Source organism: Kribbella sp. ALI-6-A, from assembly GCF_001984195.1.
Classification (GTDB): domain Bacteria; phylum Actinomycetota; class Actinomycetes; order Propionibacteriales; family Kribbellaceae; genus Kribbella.
The window spans coordinates 1190941-1216350 of the sequence record NZ_MTQN01000011.1 but is presented as its reverse complement, the minus strand read 5'-3'; the positions used below and the strand labels follow the sequence as shown (position 1 = coordinate 1216350).

25 protein-coding genes are annotated in these 25410 nt (G+C 70.2%); 16 read left to right on the top strand and 9 right to left on the bottom strand.

The window, feature by feature from the left end:
• Window positions 1-25: 25 nt before the first annotated feature.
• A complete protein-coding gene (locus BWI15_RS26210) occupies window positions 26-403 on the top strand; it encodes a hypothetical protein (protein WP_077017081.1) in 378 nt (125 codons plus the stop codon).
• A 40-nt stretch (window positions 404-443) separates the two neighbouring features.
• Here BWI15_RS26210 and BWI15_RS26205 read toward each other — a convergent pair whose 3' ends face one another.
• Window positions 444-806 (bottom strand): nuclear transport factor 2 family protein, encoded by a 363-nt coding sequence (locus tag BWI15_RS26205; RefSeq protein ID WP_077017080.1) that lies wholly within the window; start codon window positions 804-806, stop codon window positions 444-446.
• Window positions 807-818: 12 nt separating this feature from the next.
• Window positions 819-1481: a hypothetical protein gene (locus tag BWI15_RS26200; RefSeq protein WP_077017079.1), complete on the bottom strand. Its 663-nt coding sequence runs from the start codon at window positions 1479-1481 to the stop codon at window positions 819-821.
• Between the two features lie 76 nt (window positions 1482-1557).
• Here BWI15_RS26200 and BWI15_RS26195 point away from each other — a divergent pair, with 76 nt between their 5' ends.
• Together BWI15_RS26195 and BWI15_RS26190 are read left to right on the top strand one after the other, a co-directional pair.
• A complete protein-coding gene (locus BWI15_RS26195; RefSeq protein ID WP_077017078.1) occupies window positions 1558-2037 on the top strand; it encodes a hypothetical protein in 480 nt (159 codons plus the stop codon).
• Window positions 2034-2984, top strand: coding sequence for an HTTM domain-containing protein (locus BWI15_RS26190; RefSeq protein ID WP_077017077.1), 951 nt, complete (start codon window positions 2034-2036; stop codon window positions 2982-2984). Before BWI15_RS26195 ends, BWI15_RS26190 begins: the two co-directional genes overlap by 4 nt.
• Here BWI15_RS26190 and BWI15_RS26185 read toward each other — a convergent pair.
• Window positions 2910-3314 carry a hypothetical protein gene (locus BWI15_RS26185; protein ID WP_077017076.1) on the bottom strand — a complete coding sequence of 135 codons (405 nt, stop codon included), beginning with the start codon at window positions 3312-3314 and terminating at the stop codon, window positions 2910-2912. The genes BWI15_RS26190 and BWI15_RS26185 overlap by 75 nt on opposite strands.
• 124 nt (window positions 3315-3438) lie before the next feature.
• On the opposite strand from BWI15_RS26185, the gene glnA reads away from it, so the two are divergent.
• Window positions 3439-4779, top strand: a complete 1341-nt coding sequence (glnA, locus tag BWI15_RS26180) for a type I glutamate--ammonia ligase (protein WP_077017075.1) — start codon at window positions 3439-3441, stop codon at window positions 4777-4779.
• 11 nt (window positions 4780-4790) lie between these two features.
• Here the strand turns inward: glnA and BWI15_RS26175 are convergent, their stop codons facing one another.
• On the bottom strand, window positions 4791-5399 hold the full coding sequence (locus tag BWI15_RS26175; protein WP_202817726.1) for a peptidylprolyl isomerase: 609 nt from the start codon (window positions 5397-5399) through the stop codon (window positions 4791-4793).
• A gap of 131 nt (window positions 5400-5530) precedes the next feature.
• Between BWI15_RS26175 and BWI15_RS26170 the strand changes: the two genes are divergently transcribed.
• Both BWI15_RS26170 and BWI15_RS26165 read left to right on the top strand, forming a co-directional pair.
• On the top strand, window positions 5531-6610 hold the full coding sequence (locus BWI15_RS26170; RefSeq protein ID WP_077017074.1) for a HupE/UreJ family protein: 1080 nt from the start codon (window positions 5531-5533) through the stop codon (window positions 6608-6610).
• The gene (locus BWI15_RS26165; RefSeq protein WP_077017073.1) at window positions 6607-10245 is read left to right on the top strand and encodes an outer membrane protein assembly factor BamB family protein; all 3639 of its coding nucleotides are present in this window, start codon (window positions 6607-6609) and stop codon (window positions 10243-10245) included. Before BWI15_RS26170 ends, BWI15_RS26165 begins: the two co-directional genes overlap by 4 nt.
• Window positions 10246-10341: 96 nt before the next feature.
• Here BWI15_RS26165 and BWI15_RS26160 read toward each other — a convergent pair whose 3' ends face one another.
• Window positions 10342-10800 (bottom strand): hypothetical protein, encoded by a 459-nt coding sequence (locus tag BWI15_RS26160; RefSeq protein ID WP_077017072.1) that lies wholly within the window; start codon window positions 10798-10800, stop codon window positions 10342-10344.
• 105 nt (window positions 10801-10905) lie between these two features.
• On the opposite strand from BWI15_RS26160, the gene BWI15_RS26155 reads away from it, so the two are divergent.
• The 3 genes from BWI15_RS26155 (at window position 10906) to trmB (ending at window position 15237) form a co-directional block, all read left to right on the top strand.
• Entirely contained in the window at window positions 10906-13890 is a 2985-nt protein-coding gene (locus BWI15_RS26155; protein ID WP_077017071.1) for a bifunctional [glutamine synthetase] adenylyltransferase/[glutamine synthetase]-adenylyl-L-tyrosine phosphorylase, read from the top strand.
• Window positions 13891-13976: 86 nt separating this feature from the next.
• Complete coding sequence (locus BWI15_RS26150) at window positions 13977-14495, top strand: SigE family RNA polymerase sigma factor (RefSeq protein WP_077017070.1); 519 nt, start codon at window positions 13977-13979, stop codon at window positions 14493-14495.
• Between the two features lie 19 nt (window positions 14496-14514).
• Window positions 14515-15237: a tRNA (guanosine(46)-N7)-methyltransferase TrmB gene (gene trmB, locus BWI15_RS26145; RefSeq protein WP_077017069.1), complete on the top strand. Its 723-nt coding sequence runs from the start codon at window positions 14515-14517 to the stop codon at window positions 15235-15237.
• Here trmB and BWI15_RS26140 read toward each other — a convergent pair.
• Window positions 15218-17860, bottom strand: coding sequence for a family 78 glycoside hydrolase catalytic domain (locus BWI15_RS26140; RefSeq protein ID WP_077017068.1), 2643 nt, complete (start codon window positions 17858-17860; stop codon window positions 15218-15220). The two genes, trmB and BWI15_RS26140, sit on opposite strands and share 20 nt — an antisense overlap.
• Window positions 17861-18355: 495 nt before the next feature.
• Here BWI15_RS26140 and BWI15_RS26135 point away from each other — a divergent pair, with 495 nt between their 5' ends.
• From BWI15_RS26135 to BWI15_RS26115, 6 genes are all read left to right on the top strand, one after another.
• Complete coding sequence (locus tag BWI15_RS26135) at window positions 18356-19420, top strand: ABC transporter substrate-binding protein (protein WP_077017067.1); 1065 nt, start codon at window positions 18356-18358, stop codon at window positions 19418-19420.
• Between the two features lie 12 nt (window positions 19421-19432).
• A complete protein-coding gene (locus tag BWI15_RS26130; protein ID WP_077017066.1) occupies window positions 19433-20230 on the top strand; it encodes an ABC transporter ATP-binding protein in 798 nt (265 codons plus the stop codon).
• Window positions 20220-21119, top strand: coding sequence for an ABC transporter permease (locus BWI15_RS26125; protein WP_077017065.1), 900 nt, complete (start codon window positions 20220-20222; stop codon window positions 21117-21119). The genes BWI15_RS26130 and BWI15_RS26125 overlap by 11 nt, the downstream gene beginning before the upstream one ends.
• Window positions 21120-21199: 80 nt before the next feature.
• Window positions 21200-21286 carry a putative leader peptide gene (locus tag BWI15_RS40765; protein WP_432951024.1) on the top strand — a complete coding sequence of 29 codons (87 nt, stop codon included), beginning with the start codon at window positions 21200-21202 and terminating at the stop codon, window positions 21284-21286.
• Between the two features lie 60 nt (window positions 21287-21346).
• The gene (locus BWI15_RS26120; protein ID WP_077017064.1) at window positions 21347-22237 is read left to right on the top strand and encodes a sulfite exporter TauE/SafE family protein; all 891 of its coding nucleotides are present in this window, start codon (window positions 21347-21349) and stop codon (window positions 22235-22237) included.
• A gap of 152 nt (window positions 22238-22389) precedes the next feature.
• Window positions 22390-22845 (top strand): PLD nuclease N-terminal domain-containing protein, encoded by a 456-nt coding sequence (locus tag BWI15_RS26115; protein ID WP_077017063.1) that lies wholly within the window; start codon window positions 22390-22392, stop codon window positions 22843-22845.
• A 390-nt stretch (window positions 22846-23235) separates the two neighbouring features.
• Here BWI15_RS26115 and BWI15_RS26110 read toward each other — a convergent pair whose 3' ends face one another.
• Complete coding sequence (locus BWI15_RS26110; protein ID WP_077017062.1) at window positions 23236-23532, bottom strand: WhiB family transcriptional regulator; 297 nt, start codon at window positions 23530-23532, stop codon at window positions 23236-23238.
• Window positions 23533-23682: 150 nt separating this feature from the next.
• On the opposite strand from BWI15_RS26110, the gene BWI15_RS26105 reads away from it, so the two are divergent.
• Complete coding sequence (locus tag BWI15_RS26105; RefSeq protein WP_083751009.1) at window positions 23683-24654, top strand: MerR family transcriptional regulator; 972 nt, start codon at window positions 23683-23685, stop codon at window positions 24652-24654.
• Window positions 24655-24670: 16 nt separating this feature from the next.
• On the opposite strand, the gene crcB is transcribed toward BWI15_RS26105, so the two are convergent.
• Both crcB and BWI15_RS26095 read right to left on the bottom strand, forming a co-directional pair.
• Window positions 24671-25024: a fluoride efflux transporter CrcB gene (crcB, locus tag BWI15_RS26100; protein ID WP_077017061.1), complete on the bottom strand. Its 354-nt coding sequence runs from the start codon at window positions 25022-25024 to the stop codon at window positions 24671-24673.
• Window positions 25021-25398: a FluC/FEX family fluoride channel gene (locus BWI15_RS26095; RefSeq protein ID WP_077017060.1), complete on the bottom strand. Its 378-nt coding sequence runs from the start codon at window positions 25396-25398 to the stop codon at window positions 25021-25023. Before BWI15_RS26095 ends, crcB begins: the two co-directional genes overlap by 4 nt.
• Window positions 25399-25410 lie beyond the last annotated feature (12 nt).

Below are 25410 nucleotides of genomic sequence, written 5' to 3'. Positions count from 1 at the left end.
CGCGATCACCCGCACGGAGTACGACGTGACCCTCAGCCTTGCCGACCAGCCGACTCTGCCGGACCTGTCCGACGACGAACGGCACCTGCTCAACCTGGTCGCCACTCCGGCGGCGACCCTGCTCGGCCTGGTGGCCGGCGTACTGCGGACGCGGCTGTTCGAGGAGGACGGGGCGACGTGGGTGGACCTGTGGCAGACGAACCCGTCGACCGCCCGCGTCGAATGGCAGGACGGTCCGGAGATCGCCGAGGTGCTCGAGCACCTCGTACCGCGGTCGATCGAGGGCACCCTCGAAGGAGTCCCGGGGTTGCGTGCGGTCGTCACCTCCGACACCCACGCGCAGCTCGTCTGGATCGGTACGACGAGTCCCGTCGCGCTGCACCTCACGCGCCTGGACGCCTGACTCCGCTCGGCAGGAGCCGCCACCTCCACCTTCGGCAGCGTCAGGTGATCGAGTCCGGTCCGACCTCCGCGGTGTACGACGTGATCGATGTCAGGTGGCCCTGGGTGAAGTCGTACAGGTCGCAGGAGGAGACGATCGAGGAGTTCCACCGGGTATCGACGTACCGGGTCACCGCGTGCACCGCGACCGCGTCGGCGTTCGCGATGGTCTTGAACCGCAGGACCTGCTTCGTGGTCCGCGACAACTCGGCCAGGGCGTTCTCGCAGGCCTGCACCACCTGCTGGTGACCTTCCAGCTTGGCCGCACCGACCAGCGTCCAGGTCACGTCGGGGTGCAGGAACGGGTAGACCACCGAGAAGCGGTGCTGGGAGAACGCCTCCGCCACTTCCTGAATCGTCGCCATCGCAGAATCCTCTCAGAGCTTCCAGGCCCAGGGGGCGTAGACGCTGACCCGAACGGCGTCGAGCAAGGGCGGTACGTAGCGCGCCGAGCAGCCCTCGGCGTAGGCGTTCCGTGCGGCGACGACGTTCGCCCGGGTCAGGTTGGCGCGGGCGACGTCGTACGTCGTGACCAGCTTGCGGGTCGGCCAGGAGTCCTTGGTGAAGGACCGTGCGAAGTAGTCGGCGGCCATCGGATCGCCGTGACTGCCCAGGGCCTCGCGGGTCCGTGTCCTGGTCCGCGCCGACAGATAGTCGCCGCTGCGGTTGTTCGGAGGCATCCGCTCCCTGGTGTTCTGTTCGTCCTGCAGGCTCCACTCCTCGTAGTCGCAGGCGAGCACGACCTGTGCGAACCCAGCCGCAGGCGCTCGCAGGGACGTGTCCGGCTCCGTCAGCCGGTGCACAGTCAGCTGCTGGTAGGCGCTGGCAGGGTTCGGCCGGCGGGACGGCAGCTTGGTGGGAAAGACCGGCCGGGTCAGCTCGGGGGTGGGCGGAGGAGATGGCGGAGCGGCGGGCGTGGGCGGAGGAGACGGCGGAGCGGCGGGGGTGGTGGGCTCCGTCGCAGGCATCGTGCCGGCGGCTTCGGTGCCGCAGCCGGTCACGAGGAGAACCGCGACGACGAGCAGGGCGGGGAAACGCATGGGACAACTCTGACCGAGCGAAGGGCCAGCGACGGTCGGGGCGTTCGCGACCGAGGCGAACTGGAGTTGGTGTGTAATGGCGGGCGTGACGACGGGTGACGTGGGTGGCGAGCTGCGGCTGGGGCGGGTGGGGAAGGCGCTTCGGGTCGTGGTCGCCGTGGTCGGGGTCGTGTTGCTGGTGAACGGGTCGGTGCGGATGACCGACGACGTCTGGCCGTTCGGGCCGATGTCGCAGTACGCGATGACCGTGCCGGACGACGCGTCGATCACCTACACCCGGATCCAGGCGCAGACCGACGCCGGGACGTCGGTGGACGTGCCGCTGAACATCGAGGGCGCGGGCGTGGCGCGGGCCGAGATCGAGGCGCGGACGGGGGAGATCGTGAAGGATCCCTCGTTGCTGCAGCAGGTGGCGGACGGGTGGGCGCGCAAGCATCCGGACCAGCCGAAGTACGTGAAGCTCGAGCTGATCCGCGACACCACGCAACTGGTCGAGGGGCGCGTGGAGGGGCCGCCGAAGGCCGAGGTCCTGGCGACCTGGCAGGTACGGCGATGAGCGCCACCGTCGAGCAGAGGACCGGCCGGGGCACCGCGATCGCGAACTGGTTCACGCCGAAGATCGCGCTGGCGCGGATCGCCTGGCTGCGGACCGTGCTGTACCTGTTCGTCATCCTCGACATGCACGCCTTCGTCCGCGACACCCGGCTCAAGGGCGAGCACCCCGGCCTCTACCAGCCGCTGTTCCTGGCCCGGCTCTTCGACCTGCCGAAGCCGTCGGTCGCGAACACGACCACCCTGTACGTCGTACTGATCGTGTTCTGCCTGATCGGTGCGTCCAACCGGCTGCCGCGGCTGGCCGGCTGGATCGTCGCGCCGGCGTTCACCTGGTGGGTGCTGATCGGGATGAGCGACGGCAAGGTCGACCACGACCACCTCGCGCTGGTGGTGGCGTTGTGGGTGCTGCCGACGGTCGCGCCGAACAAGGCCCGCACCGGCTCGGTCTACGCCGACCAGACCACCTCGGAGGCGGCCGGCTGGGCGATCCGCTGCGTGCAGATCAGCGTGATCTCGACGTACTTCCTGTCCGCGGTCGCCAAGCTGCGCAGCGCGGGCTGGGCGCTGACCTGGCCGGGCAGCGCGATCCTGACCTGGGCGATCGTACGGCGGCCGCACCCGGTCGGCGAGTGGCTGCTGCACCACCCGTGGATGCTGCACGTGATGCAGTGGGTCGGGTTCATCGGCGAGGTGCTGTCGCCGGTGGTGCTCTGGCTGAAGGGCCGCTGGCAACTGCTCGGCGCGCTGTTCTTCATCGGCTTCCACGTCGCGAACACCGCGATCCTGCTGATCCACTTCCTGCCGACGGTGGTCTGCTGGCTGGCGTTCGCGCCGCTGGAGCGGATCGTTCCCTGGTTCCGGCGTCGGCGAAGCTCAGCCGGCGACGCCGGACAGACCGAAGACCAGACCGAAAGCCGCCGGCAGACCCAGCAGCAGGCCGGCGCGTAGCCGGAAGCGGCGACCGCCCGGGCCCGGGGTCCGGACGACGCGGGACAGCACCGCACCGGCGTACCCGAAGACCAGCGCGGCGAGCAGGATCTGCTTGGTCGGCAGGGTGGCGTCCTCGTGGGTCAGGCCGAGCGTGACCAGGCCGGGGCAGCAGAACGCGAACATGCCGAAGCCGAGCTCCGGGATCGGCAGCCAGCGGCGGCCCAGTACGTCGAGCTCGGCCGGCCGCTTGCGCTGGATCGACCGGACGAACCGGCCGGTGCTGAGCAGCAGGTCGCTGATGCAGAGGATCGAGGCCACGATCAGGGCGGCGTGGAAAACAGTCTGCACCGGCAGCACATTAGGCCCTGAAGCGTGCGATGTCCCACTCGGCACGTAACGTCTGCTTAACAGAGCCGGGGCACACTGTGTGAGGTCCGGTGCTATGACGTCGCGTCGAGAGGTGGAACCGCCGATGGACAAGCAGCAGGAGTTCGTGCTGCGCGCGCTCGAGGAGCGCGACGTACGGTTCGTGCGGCTGTGGTTCACCGACGTGCTCGGGTTCCTCAAGTCGGTGGCGGTGGCGCCGGCCGAGCTGGAGGGTGCGTTCGCCGAGGGCATCGGGTTCGACGGCTCCGCGATCGAGGGGTTCGCCCGGGTGACCGAGGCGGACATGCTGGCCAAGCCCGACCCGTCGACGTTCCAGATCCTGCCCTGGCGGGGCGAGACGATGGGCACCGCGCGGATGTTCTGCGACATCAACATGCCGGACGGCTCGGCCTCGTTCGCCGACCCGCGGCACGTGCTGAAGCGGACGCTGTCGAAGGCGGCCGATCTGGGCTTCACCTTCTACACCCACCCCGAGATCGAGTTCTACCTTTTCAAGTCGCTGACCGGCGCCCCGGGCACCTATCCCGAGCCGGTCGACTCCTCGGGCTACTTCGACCACACCCCGCAGGGCATCGGCAACGACTTCCGCCGCGAGGCGATCACCATGCTGGAGTCGATGGGCATCTCGGTCGAGTTCAGCCACCACGAGGGCGGCCCGGGTCAGCAGGAGATCGACCTGCGCTACGCCGACGCGCTGTCGACCGCGGACAACATCATGACGTTCCGGGTGGTGGTCAAGGAGGTCGCGCTCAGCCAGGGCATCTACGCCTCGTTCATGCCCAAGCCGCTGAGCGACCAGCCGGGCTCGGGCATGCACACCCACATGTCGCTGTTCGAGGGCGACCGGAACGCGTTCTTCGAGGGCGGCGCGCAGTACCAGCTGTCCAAGACCGGGCGCGCGTTCATCGCCGGCCTGCTGCAGCACGCGGCCGAGATCACCGCGGTGACCAACCAATGGGTGAACTCGTACAAGCGGCTCGCCGTCGGCGACGAGGCCCCGTCGTTCATCTCCTGGGGGCACAACAACCGCTCGGCCCTGGTCCGGGTGCCGATGTACAAGCCGCACAAGGGGCAGTCCAGCCGGGTCGAGTTCCGCTCGCTGGACTCCGCGGCGAACCCGTACCTGGCGTTCGCGCTGATGCTGGCCGCCGGGCTGAAGGGCATCGAGGAGGGCTACGAGCTGCCGCGCGAGGTCGAGGACGACATCTGGTCGCTGACCGACCGCGAGCGCCGCGCGCTGGGCATCAAGCCGTTGCCGAGCAGCCTGGCCGAGGCGATCCACGCGATGGAGGACAGCGAGCTGGTCGCCGAGACGCTCGGCGAGCACGTCTTCGACTTCTTCCTGCGCAACAAGCGGGTCGAGTGGCAGGACTACCGCAAGCAGGTCACGCCGTTCGAGCTGAACAAGCTGCTGCCGGTTCTCTGAGCCGGAGCGCGTCAGCCGACCTGGACCCCGGTGATCGTGACCGGGGTCCGCGGTGTGCCGCCGTCGCCGGTGCCGCCGGCCGCGACCTTGTCGACCACGCCGAGCCCGGCGACCACCCGCCCGATCACCGTGTACTGCGGCGGCAGCGCGGCGTCCCGGTACACGACGAAGAACCGCGCCGCGTTCTGCCCGGCGGCCGGCACCATCGCGACGGTGCCGCGCGGATACTTCTCCCGTCCGGACAGCTCGGCGCGGAAGCGGAACCCGGCCTCGGCCGGTCCGCATTCCAGCAGCACCGGCGTGAGCCGCCCGCACGACGCGTCCCGGTAGAAGCCGCCGAGCGCCAGATGCCCCAGGCTGTGCACCGCGCACGGCGCGTTAGCCCGGTCCAGCCGTAGCTCGACCGGTCCGCGGGTCGTCTTCACCGTCACCTTCACCACGCCGATCGTCGGCGTCAGCGAGTACGGCGGCCGGACCGCCGCGGGCGTCCCCGTCCGGGTGTACGTGCACTGCTTGAACAACGGCGGCGACACAGCCTGGGCGCTGGCCAGCCAGCCCTCCAGGACGAACACGACGGTAGCGACAACGACCACTGCGAGAACCCGCTGCCAGCGACGCATAGTCACGACGGTAACACTGAGTGTTGCCCGCGCGACAGGGTCGCAGATGGTTACGGGTATCCCTGTGATGGCGGTAGATAGTTTCCTGACCGGACATCAACCGGCCATCGGCGCCGCGTGGGATGGACTCCATGCGCCGTCTGTTCACGCTTCTCGGCCTGCTCGTGATCCTCGCGCTGGCGGGGACCACTGCCGCCTCCGCCCATGTGATCGCCTCGACCGGCTACGCGACCGTCACCCAGGACGGCCGTCAGGTGAACGTCCAGCTCAGCCTCGAGTACGCCGTACTGGCGCGCGCGGTCGATCTCGGCGCGCCGGCCACGGACGACGGGCAGCGGTCGCAGGCGCTCGACCGCGCCAAGCCGGCGCTCGAGACCTACCTGCACGACCGGGTCGTCGTCTCGCTCGACGGTGCCGCCTGTGAGCCGCGGCTGGCCAGCACCTCGGTCGGCTCCCGCGCCGGTACGCCGTACGCCGAACTCGGCCTGGCCTACGCCTGCGCGGGCGACCGAGGCGTGTTCCGGCTGCACTACAGCGTCTTCGGCGACGCCGAGGCCGTTGCCGACGACCACACCAACCTGGTCGAGTACCACTTCGGCGACGACTCCGGGCGGACCGTCTTCGACCGGAGCCACCACGACTTCACCGTCGGCGACAGCTCGATCGCCGCGTCCAGCCTGCAGTTCGGCACGATGGGCGTCGAACACATCCTGCTCGGACTCGACCATGTGCTGTTCGTGGTCGCGCTCATGCTCGGCGCGCACAGCCTGAAGAGCCTGCTCCAGGTGACGTCGATGTTCACCGTCGCGCACAGCGTCACGCTGGTCTCCACGCTGCTCGGCGGGCTCACCGTGCCGGCGATCGTCGTGGAGCCGCTGATCGCGCTCTCGATCGCGTTCGTCGCGGTCGAGAACCTGCTCGGTTCCACCCGCCACCGGCTGCCGGTGGTCTTCGGATTCGGCCTTCTGCACGGACTCGGCTTCGCCGGTTCGCTGCGGATCACCGATGAGATCAGCCCCGAACTGCTGGTCTCGCTGCTCAGCTTCAACATCGGGATCGAGGCCGGCCAGGCCTTGCTGCTGCTGGCCGTCTTCCCGCTGCTCCTGCTCGTCCGCCGGAGCCGGATCTCGGTTCCCGCGGTCCGCTCGGCGACAGGGGTCGTCGCCGCCTTCGGCCTCTACTGGTTCGTAGAAAGGTTCTTCCTCGCATGATCGGCTCCTCCCGCCCGAGCGATCGGCCACCGGCCACCCGCTGGCACAAGATCCTGTACGGCGTCACCGGCGGCCTGGCCGCTTTGGTGATCGGCGTCCCGCTGACCGGCGTGATCGCCGACGCGGCCGACGCGCCCGCCGCCACCATCACCGGCACGGTCTTCGAGGACCGTGACAACGACAACCGGCTCGACACCAACGAGACCCCGCTGGCCGGTGTCACCGTGTCCGACGGCCAGCAGCTCGTGGTGACCGACAACGCCGGGCGCTACAGCTTCAGCACCGACGTCGAGCGTCGCGACGTCGACCTGGTCTTCGTCAGCCAGCCGGCCGGCTACTCGGTCGGCACCGACGACAACATGACGCCGAAGTTCTACCGCAACCTCGGCCAGCTCGCGGCCGGGGACAGCCGGGAGGTGAACTTCGGGCTGCGCAAGGACAAGAGGTCCGCGAGCGGCGGCTTCACCTTCGGCAACGTCGCCGACCCGCACGTGAACGCGCAGCTGCCCGAGCAGATCACCGAGATCAACACGACCCGGCAGAACCTCGCGTTCATTCAGGTCAGCGGCGACCTGACCAACAACGCGACCGACGCCGAGTTCGAGTTCTACAAGTCCTCGACCGCGAACTCGAAGGTGCCGGTCTGGCCGGCCGTCGGCAACCACGAGTACGCCGCCGGTTCGACGTACGCGGCGCGGATCAACAACTACCGCAAGCACGTCGGGCCGGAGTGGTACTCCTTCGACTACAGCGACCGGCACTTCCTGGTGCTGGAGAACAACGGCGCCGCGCCGTTCGCCGAGCAGCTGGAGTGGGCCAAGGCCGATCTCGCGTTGCACATGACCGAGGGCAAGCGCCTGGTCGTGCTGGCGCACCAGCCGATGAACGTGCCGTTCGGCTCGCCGTCGGTCTACGACGCGTACGGCAAGCTGCTCGAGCAGTACGGCGCCGAGCTGATCCTGGTCGGCCACGAGCACTCCAACGACGTCGAGCCGAACAGCGACTTCGCGGGCACCGCCAAGCACATCCAGACCGTCTCCTCGTCGTACACGATCGACAACTCGCCGCGCGGGTTCCGGTTCGTGAACATGGACAACAAGTCCTTCGACAACCCGTTCCGGATCTACGGCGCCGAGAAGGACCTGACGATCGTGTCCCCGGCGCCGGGGACCTCGGTGCCGCTGGACAAGTTCCCGGGCATCCAGGTGAACGCCTACGACACCACCGACGCCCCGGTGAAGGTCCGGTACCGGCTCGACAACGGCAACTGGCGGCAGCTGCGGTCCACCGGCGAGTTCACCTGGTACGCCGGCCTGCCGGGCAATGCGAAGATCGGCAAGCACACCCTGGAGGTGGAGGCGGCCGACAAGACCGGCGCGACCTGGAAGGGCACCTCGAAGTTCACGCTGACCAACGACAAGGCCGTCACGCCGGTCGCCGGCGCGAACTGGAACCAGCACCACGGCGACTCGTCGCACAGCGGTGTGGCCCAGGACTCGATCGCGGCCGGGCAGCGGCTGGCCTGGTCGTACCGGACCAAGGGCACCTTCCTGACCGGTTCACCGGCGATCGTCGACGGTGTCGTGTACGCCGGCACCCGGGACGAGAACGGCGAGGGCAACAGCGCGGTCCACGCGGTGAACCTTGCCACCGGCAAGAAGCTGTGGAGCTACGACGTGCCGTCGTCGGTGCACGGCAGCATCGCGGTCGCGGACGGGCTGGTCTACGTCCCGACCCTGCGCGGCACGTTGTTCGCGGTCGACGCGAAAACCGGACAGCTGAAGTGGCGCAACGACCCGCAGCCCGCGCCGGAGGGCAACAACCAGCGCACCTACGGGTACTACGGCGTGACGGTTGCCGACGGCAAGGTGCTGTTCCCGTTCCAGACCCGCTTCGGCGAGGCGGCGGCGGGCATCCTGCTGGCCCTGGACGCCAAGACCGGGCAGCGGATCTGGGGCTCGCCGATGGCGGGCAACACGATGAGCGACGGGACCCCGGCGGTCGCCGATGGTCGCGTGTACGTCGGCAATCAGGACGGCAGCATCGTGATCGCCTACGACCTGAAGACCGGCCAGAAGCTGTGGACCGGGACCGACACGCTCGGCGGCTGGCAGGACGGCGTACCGACCGCGGGTGGCGGCAAGGTGTTCATCGGGTCGAACAACGGGATCGTGGCCCGTGACGGTGCGACCGGCGCCGTGCTCTGGAGCTACACCAGCACGCACCCGTCGTTGGTCAACGGCGGCGCGACGCCGTCGGCGGCCGCGCTGAGCGGCAACACCGTCTACATGTCCTTTCCGAGCGGTGCGGTGACGGCGCTCAACGCCACCACCGGCGCGGTGATCTGGGACCAGTTGCTGCCGGGTTCGCAGTACCGGGGTGGGTCGTTCACCTCACCGGCGCTGGCCGGCAACACGCTCTTCGTGGGGGCGAACAGCGGCGGGTTCTACGCCCTGGACGCGCGGACGGGACAGCCGTTGTGGTCGCAGAACATCGGCACCTGGGTCTCGGCGGGACCGGCGGTCAGCGGTAACACGGTGGTCGCGGGAGCCTTCGACGGCAACCTGTACGCCTTCACACCGGGCGGTACGTCGGCGCAGCCGTGGCCGGTCGTCTCCGGCACGGTGACGCTGAAGGCCGACGGCAAGCCGGTCGCCAACACGGCGGTCAGCGTGGTCAAGGACGGCACGGCGGTCGGCCGGACGACGACAGATGCCGCTGGCAACTATCGGGTCGGGCTGCCGGGCGGCGCGGGGACGTACACCATCCAGGTGGCGCAGCTCGGCTACGCGACGGCCGCGCGGGAGGTGACGGTCGGTACCGGCGGGGCGAGCGGGATCGACCTGCAGGTCAGCCCGGTGAACGTGGACGCGAGCATCGGGAAGCGGCTGCCGAGCGGGCTGGTCGAGGGTGGACCGGGCGACGTGGTGATCGAGAACAAGTTGCTCGCGCTGGCGGTGGCGAAGGTCTACAACGACCCGCAGCTGAACCAGTCGACGACGGGCAAGGTGCTGGACCTGGCGATCACCGGGCAGCCGGACCAGCTGGACTGGATCAACCTGCCGTACGTGAGCACGACCGAGCCGACCGGCGGCAACGCGTGGGCGCAACTGCAGACGCGGTCGACCGACGTACGGATCGTGGAGAACTCGGGGGAGAAGGCCGTCGTCCGGGTGACCGGGACGTCGGCCGAGCACCCGGGGCTGAAGATCGTCACGACGTACACGGCGACGGCCGACGAGTCGTTCGTGACGGCGGAGACGACCTTCACCAACGAGTCGGGCGCCGCGTTGTCGGTGTGGGCGGGTGACGCGATGGACCACGACGGCGCGGGGTCCCGCTCGGCGGTCGCCGGCTTCCCGCCGGTCACCAGTGGTGGACCGTTCAGTCAGGTCCCGACCGCCAAGCGCTGGATCGGGCAGTCGGGCACGACTCCGGACAACCAGACCTACGGGTTGGTGTACTCGGCGGCTTCCGGTGCCTTCACCGGGTACTCGCAGAGCAACTTCACGATGAGCAAGTTCAAGCTGGAGCTGCCGGTGGGTGGTGCGCACACCATCAGCCGGCGGATCGTGGCGGTGTCCAACGGGGGAGCCGCGGACAAGTTCGGGGTGCTGGACCAGTTCGCTTACTGAGGTAAGGAACCGACGGCCCGGCGACCTGCGGTCGCCGGGCCGTCGGCGTAAGGGAAGGCGGAGTGCCGGGGGCTGCGTGCCCCACTCTCTCCGCCTTCAGCCGGCGCTTGCGGTTTCCGGGGTGGTCCAGCGGGCCGCCGCGGTGGAGTGGCGGTACGGCGCGGTGAGGGCCGGTGGTGCCGGAGTGGTGGCGCGGACCTCCGGGACCGTCGTGCCGTCGGGGGCGAGGATGCTGACCTCCTCGACGGTGAGCAACCCGACCGGCCGCGTCCCCTCCGTGACCACGAGCATGCTGCCGGGGACGACCTGCTGGGCGCGGTGGTCCTGGGCCGGCACCAGGATGCCTTCGGCCGAGGAGCGCCAGGCGCCGGGCGCGAAGCGGCGCAGGGCGATGCCGACCTGGCCGTCCTCGGGCGTGCGTGGTGGCAGGTAAGCGGTGGCTGTGTAGTCGTAGTCGTAGTCCGGCTCGGGCGGCCCGGACACTCGCCCACCCTGCTGGGGCGTCAACCAGACCACCGTGCCCCGAACAGCGAGCGACCCCGTCATCATGACCATGACCAGTCATCATGCCGGTCACGGACCGCTTTTGCCAGACCACTCCGTGTGTTGAGTGTGATCACCCCGCAACCGAACCGCGATCTGCGCCGGTAACCTGCGGGGGTGGCGGAGTCGCGGAAGGTTTCCAGTGAGGGCCAGCTGGTACGCCGGGGGTTCGCGGACCCTCAGCGGGCCGCGAAACAGCTCGACCAGCTCGACCTGCTGGAACCGCACACCCCGATGGCGACCGACCAGCTGATCACCTCGCTGTCCGAGGCAGCCGATCCCGACCTCGCGCTGCTCCACCTGCTCGGCCTCGCCGAAGCGCTGGCCCAGCACGACTACGACCTCGCCGCCTTCGCCCGCACGCTCGACATGGACGGCGACTTCCGCCGCCGCCTGTGCGGTGTGCTCGGGGCGAGCGAGGCCCTCGGCCGCCATCTGACGGTCCACCCCCGGCACTGGTACGACCTGGCCGATCCGGCGCTCGCCGGGAGCAACCCGACCCCGGACGACGTCGCCGTCCGGCTGGCGACCGCTGTCGACGCGGACAACCCGATCGATGCCCTCCGCATCGAATACCGCAGGCTCCTGCTCCGCCTCGCCGCCCGCGACCTGGCCGAAGGTCTGCTGGTCGACGAGACCGCCGCCGTGCTCGCCGACCTGGCCGGCGGCGCCTTGGAGACCGCGCTCCGGATCGCCCGCAACGACTACTTCCGCCAGCATCCTGAGGCCGCCGACTGCCGGCTCGCGATCATTGCCATGGGCAAGTGTGGCGGCCGCGAGCTGAACTACGTGAGTGACGTCGACGTCCTGTTCGTCGCCGAGCCGCTCGAAGGGCAGGACGAAGCGCCGGCGCTGAAGACCGCCACCCAACTGGCCGCCGCAGCGATGCGGATCTGTTCCGCGCACACCGCCGAGGGCACGCTCTGGCCGGTCGACGCCGCGCTGCGCCCGGAAGGCAAGTCCGGCCCGCTCGTCCGCACGCTCGACAGCCATCTCGCCTACTACCAGCGTTGGGCCAAGACATGGGAGTTCCAGGCCCTGCTGAAGGCCCGCCCGATCGCCGGCGACGTCGAGCTCGGTCAGGCGTACGCCGAACGGACCGCGCACCTGGTCTGGTCGGCCGCCGACCGCGACGGGTTCGTCGACGACGTCCAGGCGATGCGCCGCCGGGTCGTCGACCACATCCCGGCCGCCGACGTCGATCGCCAGCTGAAGCTCGGGCCGGGCGGCCTGCGGGACGTCGAGTTCGCCGTTCAGTTGCTGCAACTCGTGCACGGCCGCAGTGACGAGTCCGTCCGCAGCGGGACGACGCTGATCGCCCTGGAACAGCTCACCAGCTCCGGGTACGTCGGCCGTACGGACGGCGCCGTGCTCGCCGACGCGTACCGGTTCCTGCGTTCCATGGAGCACCGGATCCAGCTGTACCGGCTTCGGCGAACCCACTCGGTCCCCGAGCAGGAGGACGACCTGCGCAGGCTCGGCCGTTCGCTCGGGTTCACCAAGGACCCGATCAACGACCTCACCAAGGTCTGGAAGAAGCACGCGCTCGAGGTCCGTCGCCTGCACGAGAAGCTGTTCTACCGCCCGCTGCTCGCCGCCGTCGCGAGGATCCCCGGCGAGGAGGTCCGCCTCACCCCCGAGGCGGCCAAGCAACGCCTCACCGCCCTCGGGTACGCCGATCCGGCGTCCGCGCTGCGCCACATCGAGGCCCTGTCCGAGGGCGTGTCCCGGCGGTCGTCGATCCAGCGGGCCCTGCTGCCGGCGATGCTCGGCTGGTTCGCCGAGTCGCCCGACCCGGACGCCGGTCTGCTCGCCTTCCGGACGATCTCCGACGCCCTCGGCTCGACGCCCTGGTACCTGCGGCAGCTCCGCGACGAGGGTGCCTCCGCCGAACGCCTCGCCCACCTGCTCGCCAGCGGCCGGTACGCCGTCGACCTGCTGCAACGCGCTCCCGAGGCGACGGCGATGCTCGCGGACGAACGCGAACTGGTCCCGCGCGGGGCCGAGGCCCTGCTGACCGAGATGTCGGCCGCTGCCCGTCGGCAGGACAAGCCCGAGGCCGCGGTCGCCGCGATCCGCGCGGTCCGGCGGCGCGAGCTGTTCCGGGTCGCGGCCGCAGACCTGTCGAACCTGCTCGACGTCGAGGCGGTCGGCGAGGCGCTGACGACGATCTCCGCCGCGACGCTGACCAGTGCGCTGGAGGTCGCGCGGCGGGTGGTCGCCAAGGGTGGCGAGGAGCCGACCCGGATGGCGATCGTCGCGATGGGCCGGTTCGGCGGGCACGAGCTCGGCTACGGCAGCGACGCCGACGTGATGTTCGTGCACGACCCGTTGCCGGGGGCGTCGGAGAAGGCCGCGACCGACTTCGCCACCCAGGCCGCGACCGAGCTGCGCCGGCTGCTCGCGCTGCCGGGATCGGACCCGGCTGTCGCGATCGACGCCGACCTGCGCCCGGAGGGCCGGCAGGGACCACTCGTCCGCACCCTGGCGTCGTACGCGTCGTATTACGCGCGTTGGTCGGCGGTCTGGGAGGCGCAGGCGTTGCTGCGCGCCGATCCGCTCTGCGGCGATCCCGAGCTGTGCCGGGCGTTCCGCGAGTTGATCGATCCGCTGCGCTATCCGGCGGACGGCGTACCGGAGCGGGACGTGGTCGAGATCCGGCGGATCAAGGCGCGGGTGGACGCCGAGCGGTTGCCGCGGGGTGCCGATCCGGCCACGCACACCAAACTCGGCCGGGGTGGTCTGGCCGATATCGAGTGGACGGTTCAGCTGCTGCAGCTGCGCGAGGCGCATCGGATCGAGGGTCTGCGGACGACGCGGACCCTCGGGGCGTTGCGGGTGGCGGTCGAGCAGGGCCTGTTCGAGCACCAGCAGGCCGAGGTCCTGCGGGCCGCGTGGGAGCGGGCGACGCGGATCCGGAACGCGATCATGCTGGTCCGGGCCCGCCCGGGCGACTCCCTGCCGCGGGATCCGCGCGACCTCGCCGCGGTGGCGCAGATCTGCGGTTATCCGCCGGGCCAGACCAGCAAGTTCTCCGACGACTACCTCCGGGTGACCCGGCGGGCACGCAACGTGGTCGATCAGCTGTTCTGGGGAGAGTAGATTGCCGGTGTGAGCTGATGAAAGTGTCGTGAAAGTCACTTACGCGACTCTGTGTTCTCGCAGAGCGACGCCGGGGGTGATCGAACATGACGGAACTGTCGGGGGACAGCGCCGCGAGCTTCACCGAGTTCGTGGCGAGACGGTACGGCGCCTTGCTGGGTACCGCGTACTCGCTGACCAAGGATCACGGGCTGGCCGAGGACGTGGTCCAGACGACGCTGGCCAAGTGCTGGCGGACCTGGGACAGCATCCGGGCCGACGACCCGTACGCCTATGTGCGGCAGGTGCTGGTCAACACCTGCCGGGCCTACTGGCGGGTGAAAAAGGGCAAGCTGGAGTTCCCGACCGAGGAGCTGCCGGTGCTTCCGGTGGTGATCGACTACTACGACCGGATCGAGCGCGACTCGGTCCTGGTCGCCGCCCTGGAGCGGCTGCCCGGACGGATGCGGGTGGTGGTCGTGCTGCGGTACCTGGTCGATCTGAGCGAGGCCGAGACCGCGGAGGAGGTCGGCTGCGCGGTCGGGACGATCAAGAGCCAGACCAGCCGCGCGCTGGCCCGGCTGCGCGGTGATCCCGTCCTGCTCGACTACCGGCACAGTGCTTGAGGCCCTGTACTTTGTACCGGTGGAAACGGTGGACCAGGTGCGGCAGCCGGGCGTGTTCAGTCACGTCCGGCGCAGCGTGCGGATGACAGTCGGACAGCAGCGGGTGTGGGAGACGCACTGGACCGAGCTCGGCCGCAAGCTGGCGGATCTGCCGGCCGGGACGCTGGATCTGGACGCCTGGTTCGGCCGGTCCGCGCCGGTGGTGCTGGAGATCGGGTCGGGCATGGGCGAGGCGACCGCGCAGCTCGCGGCGGCGGCGCCCGACGTCAACCACCTCGCGGCCGAGGTGTACCCGGCCGGGCTCGGGCAGCTGATGCTCGCGGTCGAGAAGAACGAGCTGACCAACGTCCGGCTGCTGCACGGCGACGCGCTCGACTTCCTGCGCGATCACGTCGCGCCGGACACGCTGGACGGCGTACGGATCTACTTCCCCGACCCGTGGCAGAAGAAGCGGCACAACAAGCGGCGCCTGGTGAAGGCGCCGTTCGTGGCGCTCGTCGCGTCGCGGCTGCGGCCGGGCGGCACGCTGCACCTGGCGACCGACTGGGCCGACTACGCCGACGAGATGCTCGCGATCTGCTCGGACGAACCGTTGCTGGTCAACCAGTACGGCGACCGGGCGGAGGGCTGGGCCCCGCGTCCGACGTGGCGTCCGCTGACCAAGTTCGAGTCCAGGGCGCAGGTCGAGGGCCGGATCTGCCGCGACCTGCTGTTCACGAAGGTCATGCCGTCCGGCTGGTGAACGACCAGTGCCCTGACGGCACCGTGTAGATCAGGTAGCCGTCCTCCTGCACCGGCTCCGCGGCGTACGGGGCTGGTACGACGGTGACGTCGGTCTGCTCCTCGGCGGGCACGTGCACCTCGGCAGTGCTGCCGACCGGGACCTGCACCTCCAGGTGCAGCACCCGGCCGACCAGTCGCCAGCTCGCGGACACCCGGCCGCGGACGGTGTCGGTGCGCACCGACGCCTGCGCCGTGCCGGAGCGGGCGTCCGGACGGACGACGATTCGCTGCCAGCCGTTGCCGGCGTTGCGGAGGCCGGTCACGTTCTCCAGCAGCCACTGCACCGCCGTGCCGTGGAAGTAGTGGTTGCGCGACCGGGTGTCCGCCTCCCACATCTCCCACAGCGTGTCGGCGCCCTGCTCGAGCCAGTAGCCCCAGCTCGGGTACGTCCGCTGCTGGGCCACCTTCGCGGCGACGTCGGCGTGCCCGTACCGCGTCAGGACGGGGAGCAGCACACCGACGCCGAGGCACCCGGTGTTCAGGTGGAAGTCCCGCGCCTCGACGTCGGCGACCAGGTTGGCCACCACTCGGTCGACCAGGTCCTCGGGCACCAGGCCGAAGGCGAGCGGAACCGCGTTGGAGGTCTGGCGGTAGTCGGGGTCCTTCGCGGTCCGGTAGAGCCCGGCCTCGCGGTCGAGGAACTCGCGGTTGAGGCCCTCGGCCAGCTCAGCCGTTGCCTTGTGCAACCGTTCCAGGCCGTGCGCGCCGATCAGCTCGCCGATCTCGATCACCGCGGTGATCGCCCGGTGCAGGTACGCCGTGGCGGTCAGCCGGGAGTCCTCGGGCGGCGGGCCGTCGGGGTAGCCCGGGGGAAGCCAGTCGCCGAGGACACTTGTCGACAGGCCGTTCTCGACGCGGGCCAGTTCCCAGTCGAGGTAGCGGTTGACCGCCTCCCAGTGGTCGCGCAACACGCGGGTGTCGCCGTACCAGCGGTGCATCTCGCGCAGGACGAACGGGTAGACCGTCGACCACTCGGTGGCGGGCGCGAGTTCGGCGTACCCCCAGCCGCCGGACGGCACGATGACGGGCAACTGGCCGCCGGCGGTCTGGCTGTCGCGGAGGTCGCCGAGCCACTTGGTGAAGAAGCGGGACAGGTCGACGAGCGAGGCCATCGACGGCGCGCCGACCTGGGCGTCGCCGGTCCAGCCGTTCTTCTCGAAGATCGGGGTGTCGGTGGGGATGCCGTGCAGGTTGTTCAGCACCGTGCGGCGCATAGCGCCCTCGAGCCACTCGTAGACCTCGACGTCGGAGCTGAACCGCGAGGCCGGGCGGACGTCGGAGTGCACCACTTGGAGGGTGAGCTCGGCGTGGTCGGCGCCGGTGACCTGGACGTAGCGGAAACCCTTGTACGAGAAGCGTGGCGACCAGGTCTCGATTCCGTTGCCTGAGGCAATGTATTCGTCGCGCTGGAAGCGGTCGACCTCGACGTGCCGGTTGACGGCGACGACCGTGCCGTCGGGGGCCAGCGTTTCGCCGTACAGAAGGGTGATCTTCTGGCCGGCCGGGGCCTCGACCTTCAGGCGGACCCAGCCGGCGGTGGTGCGGCCGAAGTCGACCACCTGGGTGCCGGCGTGCGGGCGGGTGATCCCGGTCGGGGCGACTTCCTCGACGACGCGGATCGGCTCGTGCTGCTGGGCTCGCAGCTCGCCCTTGGGTTGCGGCAGCTCGAGCGCGGGAGTCCAGGCCGACGCGTCGAAGCCGGGGGAGTCCCAGCCGGGCTGTTCCTGGCGGGCGTCGTAGGTCTCGCCGGAGTAGAGCGAGTCGCTGAGGGTCGGGCCGCTGGTGACCTGCCAGGTGGTGTCCGAGTGGATCTCGGTGGTGGTGCCGTCCTCGTGGTCGACGACGAGGCGAGCAAGCAGACGCGGGTCCCCGGTCCACGGAGCCTGGTGCCAGCGCCAGACATTCGGGGTGGTCAGGCCGAAGAAGCCGCGGCCGAGCTCGGCGCCGAGGACATTCTCGCCGGGGTGGAGCAGCTCGGTGACGTCGTGGGTGACGTAGAGGACGGTGTGGTCGTAGTCGGTGAAGCCGGGGTCGAGTACGGCGTCGCTGACGGGTTGGCCGTTGACGCGCAGGTCGGCGTACGAGAGACCGGCGGCGTAGAGGCGAGCCCTGACGATCGGGCTGGTCAGCTCGAAGCTGCGGCGGAGCAGGGGAGCGGCTTCGGTGGAGGCTCCGATCCAGCGGGCGTCTTGCCAGCCTTCGTCGAGCAGGGCGGTCTCGAACCAGCTCGGCCGGCTCCAGTTGCCGTCCCGGTCGAGGCCGTCCCAGAGGCGGACGGTCCAGTGGTACCGGGTGCGCGGGGCGAGGGCGAGGCCGTCGTACTCGAGTTGGATGGTGTCGCCGGTGGTCTTGCCGGTGTCCCAGACGTCGGCGCGGTCCGGGGTGAGCAGCTCCGGGGAGGTGGCGACCAGGACCTGGTAGGCCGACTGGGTGGCGCCGAAGCCGGGGGCGGTGGCGATCCAGGCGAGGCGAGGGCGCGGCTCGTCGAGGCCGAGCGGCTGCTCGGCGTACTCGACCATGAGCCTCGCCACGTCGAGGGGTCCGCCGGGGGTCCAGCCGTCCGGTACAACAGGTGCGGCCACGGGCAGAGCTCCTCACGGAAGGCGGCAGATCCCGGAGGACCGTACGTAGCGCGGACCGGTCGCGGCAAGCGGGGTGACCGCATTCGGACAGCTCTGACCGCGGGTCTTGCGGTCAGGCCGCGTGTGCCTGCCGGCCGAACGTCCGCCGCGAGGGCGTGACCCGACACGTTCGGCTCGGCAGGAACGCCGCGGTCATTCCGGCGACGCCGGACCCGACCACGGTCATCGCCGAGGCGATGACCGCTCCTGGAAGAGTCTTTCAAATGCATAAGTTTTGAACAACATTGGCAGCGGTGGAACAGGATCCGGATCCGTTCACCCCGCGGATTGGCTGGCTCACGGAGTGGACTCGCCGTCTCGCATAGTGAAAGAAAACCCAATTGATAGGTTTTCTTTGCTTTCATGGTCGGCAGACAGGCCTCCCGGTGCCCCCCGCGTTAGGTCCGAACAACAGCACGCGATCCGCCCGATCGCCCGCACCTGAAGGTCACCACTGTGAGCCACAACTTCCGCCGTATCCGCCTGCTGGCCGCTGCCGTCTCGCTGCTGGCGGTCGTCGCCGGTTGCAGCCGCGCCGACAGCGACGAGCAGCCGGTCGCCGCGACCGACAAGGGCCCGGCCGCGCAGCTGCGGCTCGGCTACTTCCCGAACGTCACCCACGCCGCGGCGCTGGTCGGGCTCGACCAGAACCTGTTCGGCAAGGAGCTCGGCGACACCAAGCTGGTGCCGACCAAGTTCAACGCCGGCCCGGAGGCCGTCGGCGCGCTGCTCGGCGGGTCACTCGACGCGTCCTTCATCGGCTCCGGCCCGGCGATCAACGCCTACGCCAAGTCGAACGGGTCCGCGGTCCGGCTGATCGCCGGCGCCACCTCGGGCGGCGCGCAGCTGGTGGTGAAGCCGGCGATCACCAAGCCCGAGGATCTGGCCGGCAAGACCGTCGTCACGCCGCAGCTGGGCAACACCCAGGACGTGTCGCTGAAGAAGTGGCTGGCCGAGAAGAACCTGGCCGGCAAGGTCAAGGTCACCAACCTGGAGAACGCCCAGACGCTCGACGCGTTCAAGAAGGGTGACGTCGACGCGGCCTGGCTGCCCGAGCCCTGGTCGTCGCGGCTGGTGCTCGACGCCGGCGCGAAGGTGCTGCTGGACGAGGCTTCCTTGTGGCCCGACGGCAAGTTCCCGACCACCGTGCTGATCGTCCGGACCCAGTTCCTGCAGGAGCACCCGCAGACCGTGAAGGCGTTGCTGACCGGTCTGGTCGCGGCGATCGACTTCAGCACCAAGGACGAGGCCGCCGCCAAGACGGTGGTCAACAAGCAACTGCTCGAGCTGACCGGCAAGGCGCTGAAGCCGGCCGTGATCGACCGGGCGTTCGCCAACATCACGATCACCGCCGACCCGGTCGCGGCCCAGTTCCCGCAGCTGGCCAAGGACCAGGTCACCGCCGCGATCGCCAAGCAGGCGCCGAGCGTGGCCGGATTCGCCGACCTGGCGCCGCTCAACGAGGTGCTGACCAAGGCCGGACGGCCGACCGTCGACGCCGCCGGCCTGGACACCAAGTAAGGGGTTGGCACGATGACCGCGACGATCGAGACCAGGACAGTTGCACCGCCGGTGACCACCGTTCGCTTCCATCAGGTCGGCAAGACCTTCGGCCAGTCCACCAAGGCAGTGGTCGCGCTCGACCAGGTCGACCTCGCGGTCGGGCCGGGTGAGTTCGTCTGCCTGGTGGGCGCGTCGGGCTGCGGCAAGACGACGCTGCTCAACCTGGTGGCCGGGCTGGACCAGCCGACGAGCGGCCGGATCGAGCTGAACTCGTCCCGGCCGGCAGTCGTCTTCCAGGAAGCCGCACTGATGCCATGGCTCACGGCGGCGGGCAACGTCGAGCTGCCGCTGCGCATGGCCGGCGTCGGCAAAGCGGCCCGTCGGGCTACCGCCGCCGAACTGCTCGAGCTGGTCCGCCTCGCCGGGCTCGGCGACAAGCGCCCGCATGAACTGTCCGGCGGTATGCGGCAACGCGTCGCGCTCGCCCGGGCGCTGGCCTCGACGACCGATCACACGGGCGCGGGAGCGGGCAAGCCGTCGTTGCTGCTGATGGACGAGCCGTTCTCGGCGCTCGACGCGATCACTCGCGACGTCCTGCAGGGCGAGCTGCTGCGGATCTGGCGAGCCACCGGTACGGCGATCCTGTTCGTCACCCATGACGTCCGCGAGGCGGTCCGGCTCGGTCAGCGGGTCGTCCTGCTGTCCTCGCGTCCGGGCCGCGTGGTCCGGGAGTGGAACGTCGACGGGCTCACCGACGGTGCGGAAGCCGCCGCGGTGGACGAGGTCAACGCCGCTCTGCGCACGGTGATCAGCAGCCATGCCGCCTGAAGCCACCCGGGTCCACCCGGTCGACGACCGCGACGCCGGCTCCGTCGAGGCGGGCCTCGACGCGCTCGACACCCCGGTCACGGCGTACCGGGAGAGCCCGGTACGCCGGATCGCCGCGCGCGCCTTGCCGCCGATCGGTGCGATCGCCGTCTTCGTGCTGATCTGGCAGGTGCTCTGGGCGGCGGCGTTCTGGCCGGAGTTCAAACTGCCCGCGCCGGTCGCCGTGTGGGACCAGATCTGGCAGCTGGTGGTCTCCGGCGAGATCCTCGAACTGTTCTGGACCTCGGTGCACCGGGCCGTGATCGGGTTCGCGATCTCGCTGCTGATCGCCGTACCGCTCGGACTGGCGATCGCGAACATCACCGTGGTCCGGCGCGGGGTCGGGCCGCTGGTGTCCGGGCTGCAGAGCCTTCCCTCGGTGGCCTGGGTGCCGGCGGCGATCCTGTGGTTCGGCCTCAACGACCGGGCGATCTACTGGGTGGTGCTGCTCGGCGCGGTCCCGTCGATCGCGAACGGGCTGGTGTCCGGGCTCGACCAGGTGCCGCCGATCCTGCCGCGGGTCGGCCAGGCGCTCGGCGCCGGGCGGTGGAGCGGGATCCGGTACATCCTGCTGCCGGCCGCGCTGCCCGGATTCCTCGGCGGACTCAAGCAGGGCTGGGCTTTCTCGTGGCGGTCGCTGATGGCGGCCGAGCTGATCGCGACCTCGCCCGACCTCGGCGAAGGGCTCGGCCAGTACCTGCACAACGGGATGTCGCTGTCGGACATCTCGATGGTCTTCGCCGGGATCCTGCTGATCTTCGTGGTCGGGGTCGGCATCGAACTGTTGGTCTTCCGGCCGCTGGAGAACTCGGTGCTGCGCGCTCGCGGGCTGACTCAGGGAGTGCGATGAGGCCCGTCACGAAGTGAGAAAGGTGTCTCGAATCCTGAAACCCAGGCATTTTGGCTGACTTTGTCTGCTTTCCTGAGTTCATGCAGGTCATCTCGAACGCGCCCGGAGACGCTCTCACGCGTCGCCGGCACGTCGACCTGCTCCGCGTGAACTCCGCCGGCTGTTGACCTCGGGCGCACCACCTCGACCCGTCCTCGTCGTCCTTCATCGCCCGAAGGAGCAGTTCCGTGCGTCGTCTTTTCCTGATCGCCCTGCTCGGATCCATCGCCCAGCTCGTCGACGGCACCCTCGGTATGGCCTACGGAGTCACCGCCACCACGGCGCTGCTGATCACCGGGATCACCCCGGCCGTCGCCTCGGCCGCCGTACACCTCAGTGAGGTGGGCACCACGCTCGCGTCCGGCCTGTCGCACTGGCGGTTCGGCAACATCGACTGGCGGGTGGTCGCGCTGATCGGGGTGCCCGGTGGCGTCGGCGCGTTCGCCGGCGCGACGTTCCTGTCCAGTCTGTCGACCGAGTCGGCGTCGCTGTGGATCGCCGCGCTGCTGATCCTGCTCGGGGTCTACATCCTCGGCCGGTTCGCGACCGGCAAGGTGCGCGCGGTGATCGAGGGTCGGGTCGGAGGCCGGTTCCTCGGTCCGCTCGGGCTGATCGCCGGTTTCGTCGACGCCACCGGCGGTGGCGGTTGGGGTCCGGTCGCGACCTCGGCGCTGCTCGGCAGCGGCAAGCTCGCGCCGCGCAAGACGGTGGGTTCGGTCAACGCCGCGGAGTTCATCGTGTCGGTCGCGGCCAGCCTCGGCTTCCTGTTCGGCCTCGGCCAGGCGAACATCCCGTACGGCCTCGTCGCGGCGCTGCTCGTCGGTGGGGTGCTGGCGGCCCCGCTCGCGGCCTGGCTGGTGTCCCGGCTGGCGACCCGCTGGCTCGGCGTCGGTGTCGGGCTGGTGCTGATCCTCACCAACGCGCGCACGCTGTTGAAGGGTCTCGAGGTCGGCACCGGCGCGCGCTTCGTCGTGTACGCCGTGGTCGTGGCGCTGTGGGCCGGAGTCGTCGCCTACGGGGCCCGCCGGTTCGCGGCCCAGCGGGCGGAGGAGAAGGAGCTGGAGACGATCGCGGGCTGAGCCTGCTGACGGGCTGATCGCGCCGGCTTCCGGGTGGGGAGCCGGCGCGAGCTGTCGTTGTGCGGGTGATCGGCCCAACCGTTTCCGAGCCGAAAGGCAGCGGGCCGCGCCGCCGGGGTCGCGCGTTGTGGCGGGCGCCGTACTGTGGAAGCGTGCGATATCTGCCGTTCCTGATCAGCCTGGCCTTGACCGTGTATGCGTTGTTCTCCTGCATCCAGACGCGGAGCGAGGACGTGCCCTACCTGCCGAAGCTGGTGTGGCTCGTCCTGATCGTTTTCGTGCCCTTCGCCGGGCCGATCGTCTGGCTGCTGATGTCGCGCAACGCCCGCCGCCCGGAACGCCCGGTCCGCCGGACGCCCGCCGCGGGCCGTCCGGTCGCGCCCGACGACGATCCGGACTTCCTCGCCACGCTCGACCGCTTCCGCGATCCGAGGATGGGTGGCTCCGCGCCGCCGCCTCCGGCCGACCCGGCGGCCGAGGACAAGTCGGGCACGTCGGGCAAGGACAAGGCCGGCAAGGACAAGCCGGCCAAGAAGAAGCCCGAGGCGGACAAGCCGAAGGACACCGGCAAGGAAGCGCCCACCGAGTCCGACGACGGCAAGCCGTAAGCCGATCCGCCTGCGGGAGCAGGGCCTTGGTTCGGCGAACGCCCACCACTCACCAACGTCTCGCCGCGGGATCGGTCCACGCTCGAACTCGCGTGCGCGGTGACCTCGCGGCGGGGTTGATGAGTGCTGGACGTCCTCAGCCTTCGCCGCCCACCACCGATCAAGCTGCCGCTCCGAGGTCGGCCCACGCTTGATCCCGCTCGCGCGTGGCGTTGGGGCGACGTTGGTCGGTGGTGCACGTCGGCTCCCGGTTCAGGGCACGGCGGTGCCGAGGCCTGAGGCCGGTGCTGGTGGTGTGATCAACCTCCGGACGAAACAACCGGGGTTGGGTCCGGGGCCGGCGGTCGGCCGGACCCGGAAGGGTCGGGGTGGTGCGTCACCCGGCGGCCGTCAGGCGGACTTCCTGTGCTCGGCGAGTACGACGTTGTTGTCCCGCTCGGATTCCGTGGTGCCGCCCCAGACGCCGTACGGCTCTCCGACGGAGAGTGCGTGCTGACGGCACTCGGGCTGGACCGGGCAGGTACCGCAGAGTGACTTCGCCACCATCTCGCGCGCGCGTTTGCGGACGCCACGCTCCGATTCGGGGGAGAAGAACAACTCCGGGTTGACGTCGCGGCAAGCGGCTTGCGACTGCCAGTCCCACAGATCCATGAGCGGGCGGGGTAGGCGAGGCATCCCTCTCGACATGGCAACCTCCTTGACTCACCGTGAGCGCGGACGGGCGCTCGGTGAAAACTATGCTCAACTCATGCGTAGTTCAACCCTTGTCGTCTCGAAGTTCGGTCCATTCGTTATCGGCCCGTGGCGATTCGGCCCGGATCTGGGCCGGAAACAGGCATGATGAAGGCCGTGCAGGAGACCTCGGAGACCCTCACCGTCGGGGCCGCGGCACGCCGTCTGGGCATCGCCGCCCCGACGCTGCGCAGCTGGGAACGCCGCTACGGACTGAGGCCGAGCGCCCGCAGTGCAGGCGGCCACCGGCGCTACGACGCCCACGACCTGGCCCGGCTGCGCGCGATGCTGCGGCTGGTCGAGCAAGGGGTCCCCACCGCCGAGGCGGCGGCCGAGGTCCGCGACCGGGACTACCCACTCTCGGCACCAGGTGTGACTTCCGCCACGTCCGTTGCCGCCGGCCCGGAGAACGCTGCCACGGCAGCTTTTCGCCCGTCGGCGCGGGCCCGCCGCGAGAAGTCACGGCCGCCGATCGACCTGTTCTCGCTGGCGAACGCGATGGACTCCGAGCGGCTCACCCACGAAGTTGCCCGCAGCCTCGACCGCTCGGGTGCCGTCGAGGCCTGGACCGACCACCTGATGCCCCTGCTGGTCGAGGTCGGCGACCAGTGGCAACGCACCGGCGCGTGCGTCGAGGTCGAGCACCTCGCGTCCGACGCGGTCGCGGGCGGCCTGCGCTACCACACGCGGCGGGCGGTCGAGCGGTTCCGTCCGGTCGAGGACGAGCGGCCGGTCGTCCTGGCCTGTCTGGAGCGGGAGGACCACGCGCTGCCGCTGCTGGCCCTGGCGGCCGCGCTCGCCGAGCGTGCGGTGAAGGTCCGGACGCTGGGTGCGGCGACCCCCGCCAGCTCGCTGTCGATGGCCGTACGGCGGGTGCGCCCGGCCGCGGTGTTCGTGTGGTCGAGCGCGCCGGAGACCGCGGATCTGACCGCGCTGAAGACGCTGGTGCGCACTCGGCCGTCGTACTCGCTGGTGATCGGGGGACCCGGCTGGCAGACGCTCGGCGCGCCCACGGGCTGGGTGAACTCGCTCGGCGAAGCGGTCGATGCCCTGGTGGCGGCGGTCCGGCCCGGCTGAGCCGGGTTGCTCTCGGCTAGCTGATCGTGGCGCCGAGGATCGCGGCGGCGAGACCGACGCCGAGGTTGAGTACGACGTTGAGCCCGGCAAGGGTCCGGTTTCCGGCGCGGGCAAGCTGCAGCGTCTCGGCCGCGAAGGTGCTGTATGTCGTGAACGCGCCGCAGAAGCCGACGCCGACCAGGAGCGCGGTCGTGTGGTCGGCGACCCCGGTCAGCACGCCGAGCACGAAGCTGCCGAGCACGTTGACCGTCAACGTGCCCCACGGGAACGGTGTCGCGCCGCGCAGGATCCGGCCCACGACGTACCGGTCGGTGAGGAACCGCAGTGGCGCCCCGACGGCCGCGCCGGCTGCGACCAGCAGGATGTTCACCGGGCCACCCGGTCGCCGGCCCAGACCGCGACCAGCGCCGCGGCGAGCGTTCCGAAGAAGTAGACCAGGGCAACGACCGCGTGGCCGGGCAACAACCGGTCGGTGTCGACGGCAAACGTCGAGAACGTCGTGAACCCACCGAGCACGCCGGTCCCGAGGAACGGCCGCAGCAGCTGGTGCGACCGCGGCGTGATCCGGGCGAGCAGCACACCGATCAGGAAACACCCGGCGACGTTGGTCACGAACGTCGCCCACGGGAATCCGCCGGCCTGGTGAGGCCAGGCCTCGGCGAGCCCGTACCGGGCCAGGGCGCCGACGACCCCTCCGGCCGCGATCGCCGGCAACAGCCGGCCGAGCCCTGCCTCGCCGCTCACCGCGGAACTCCT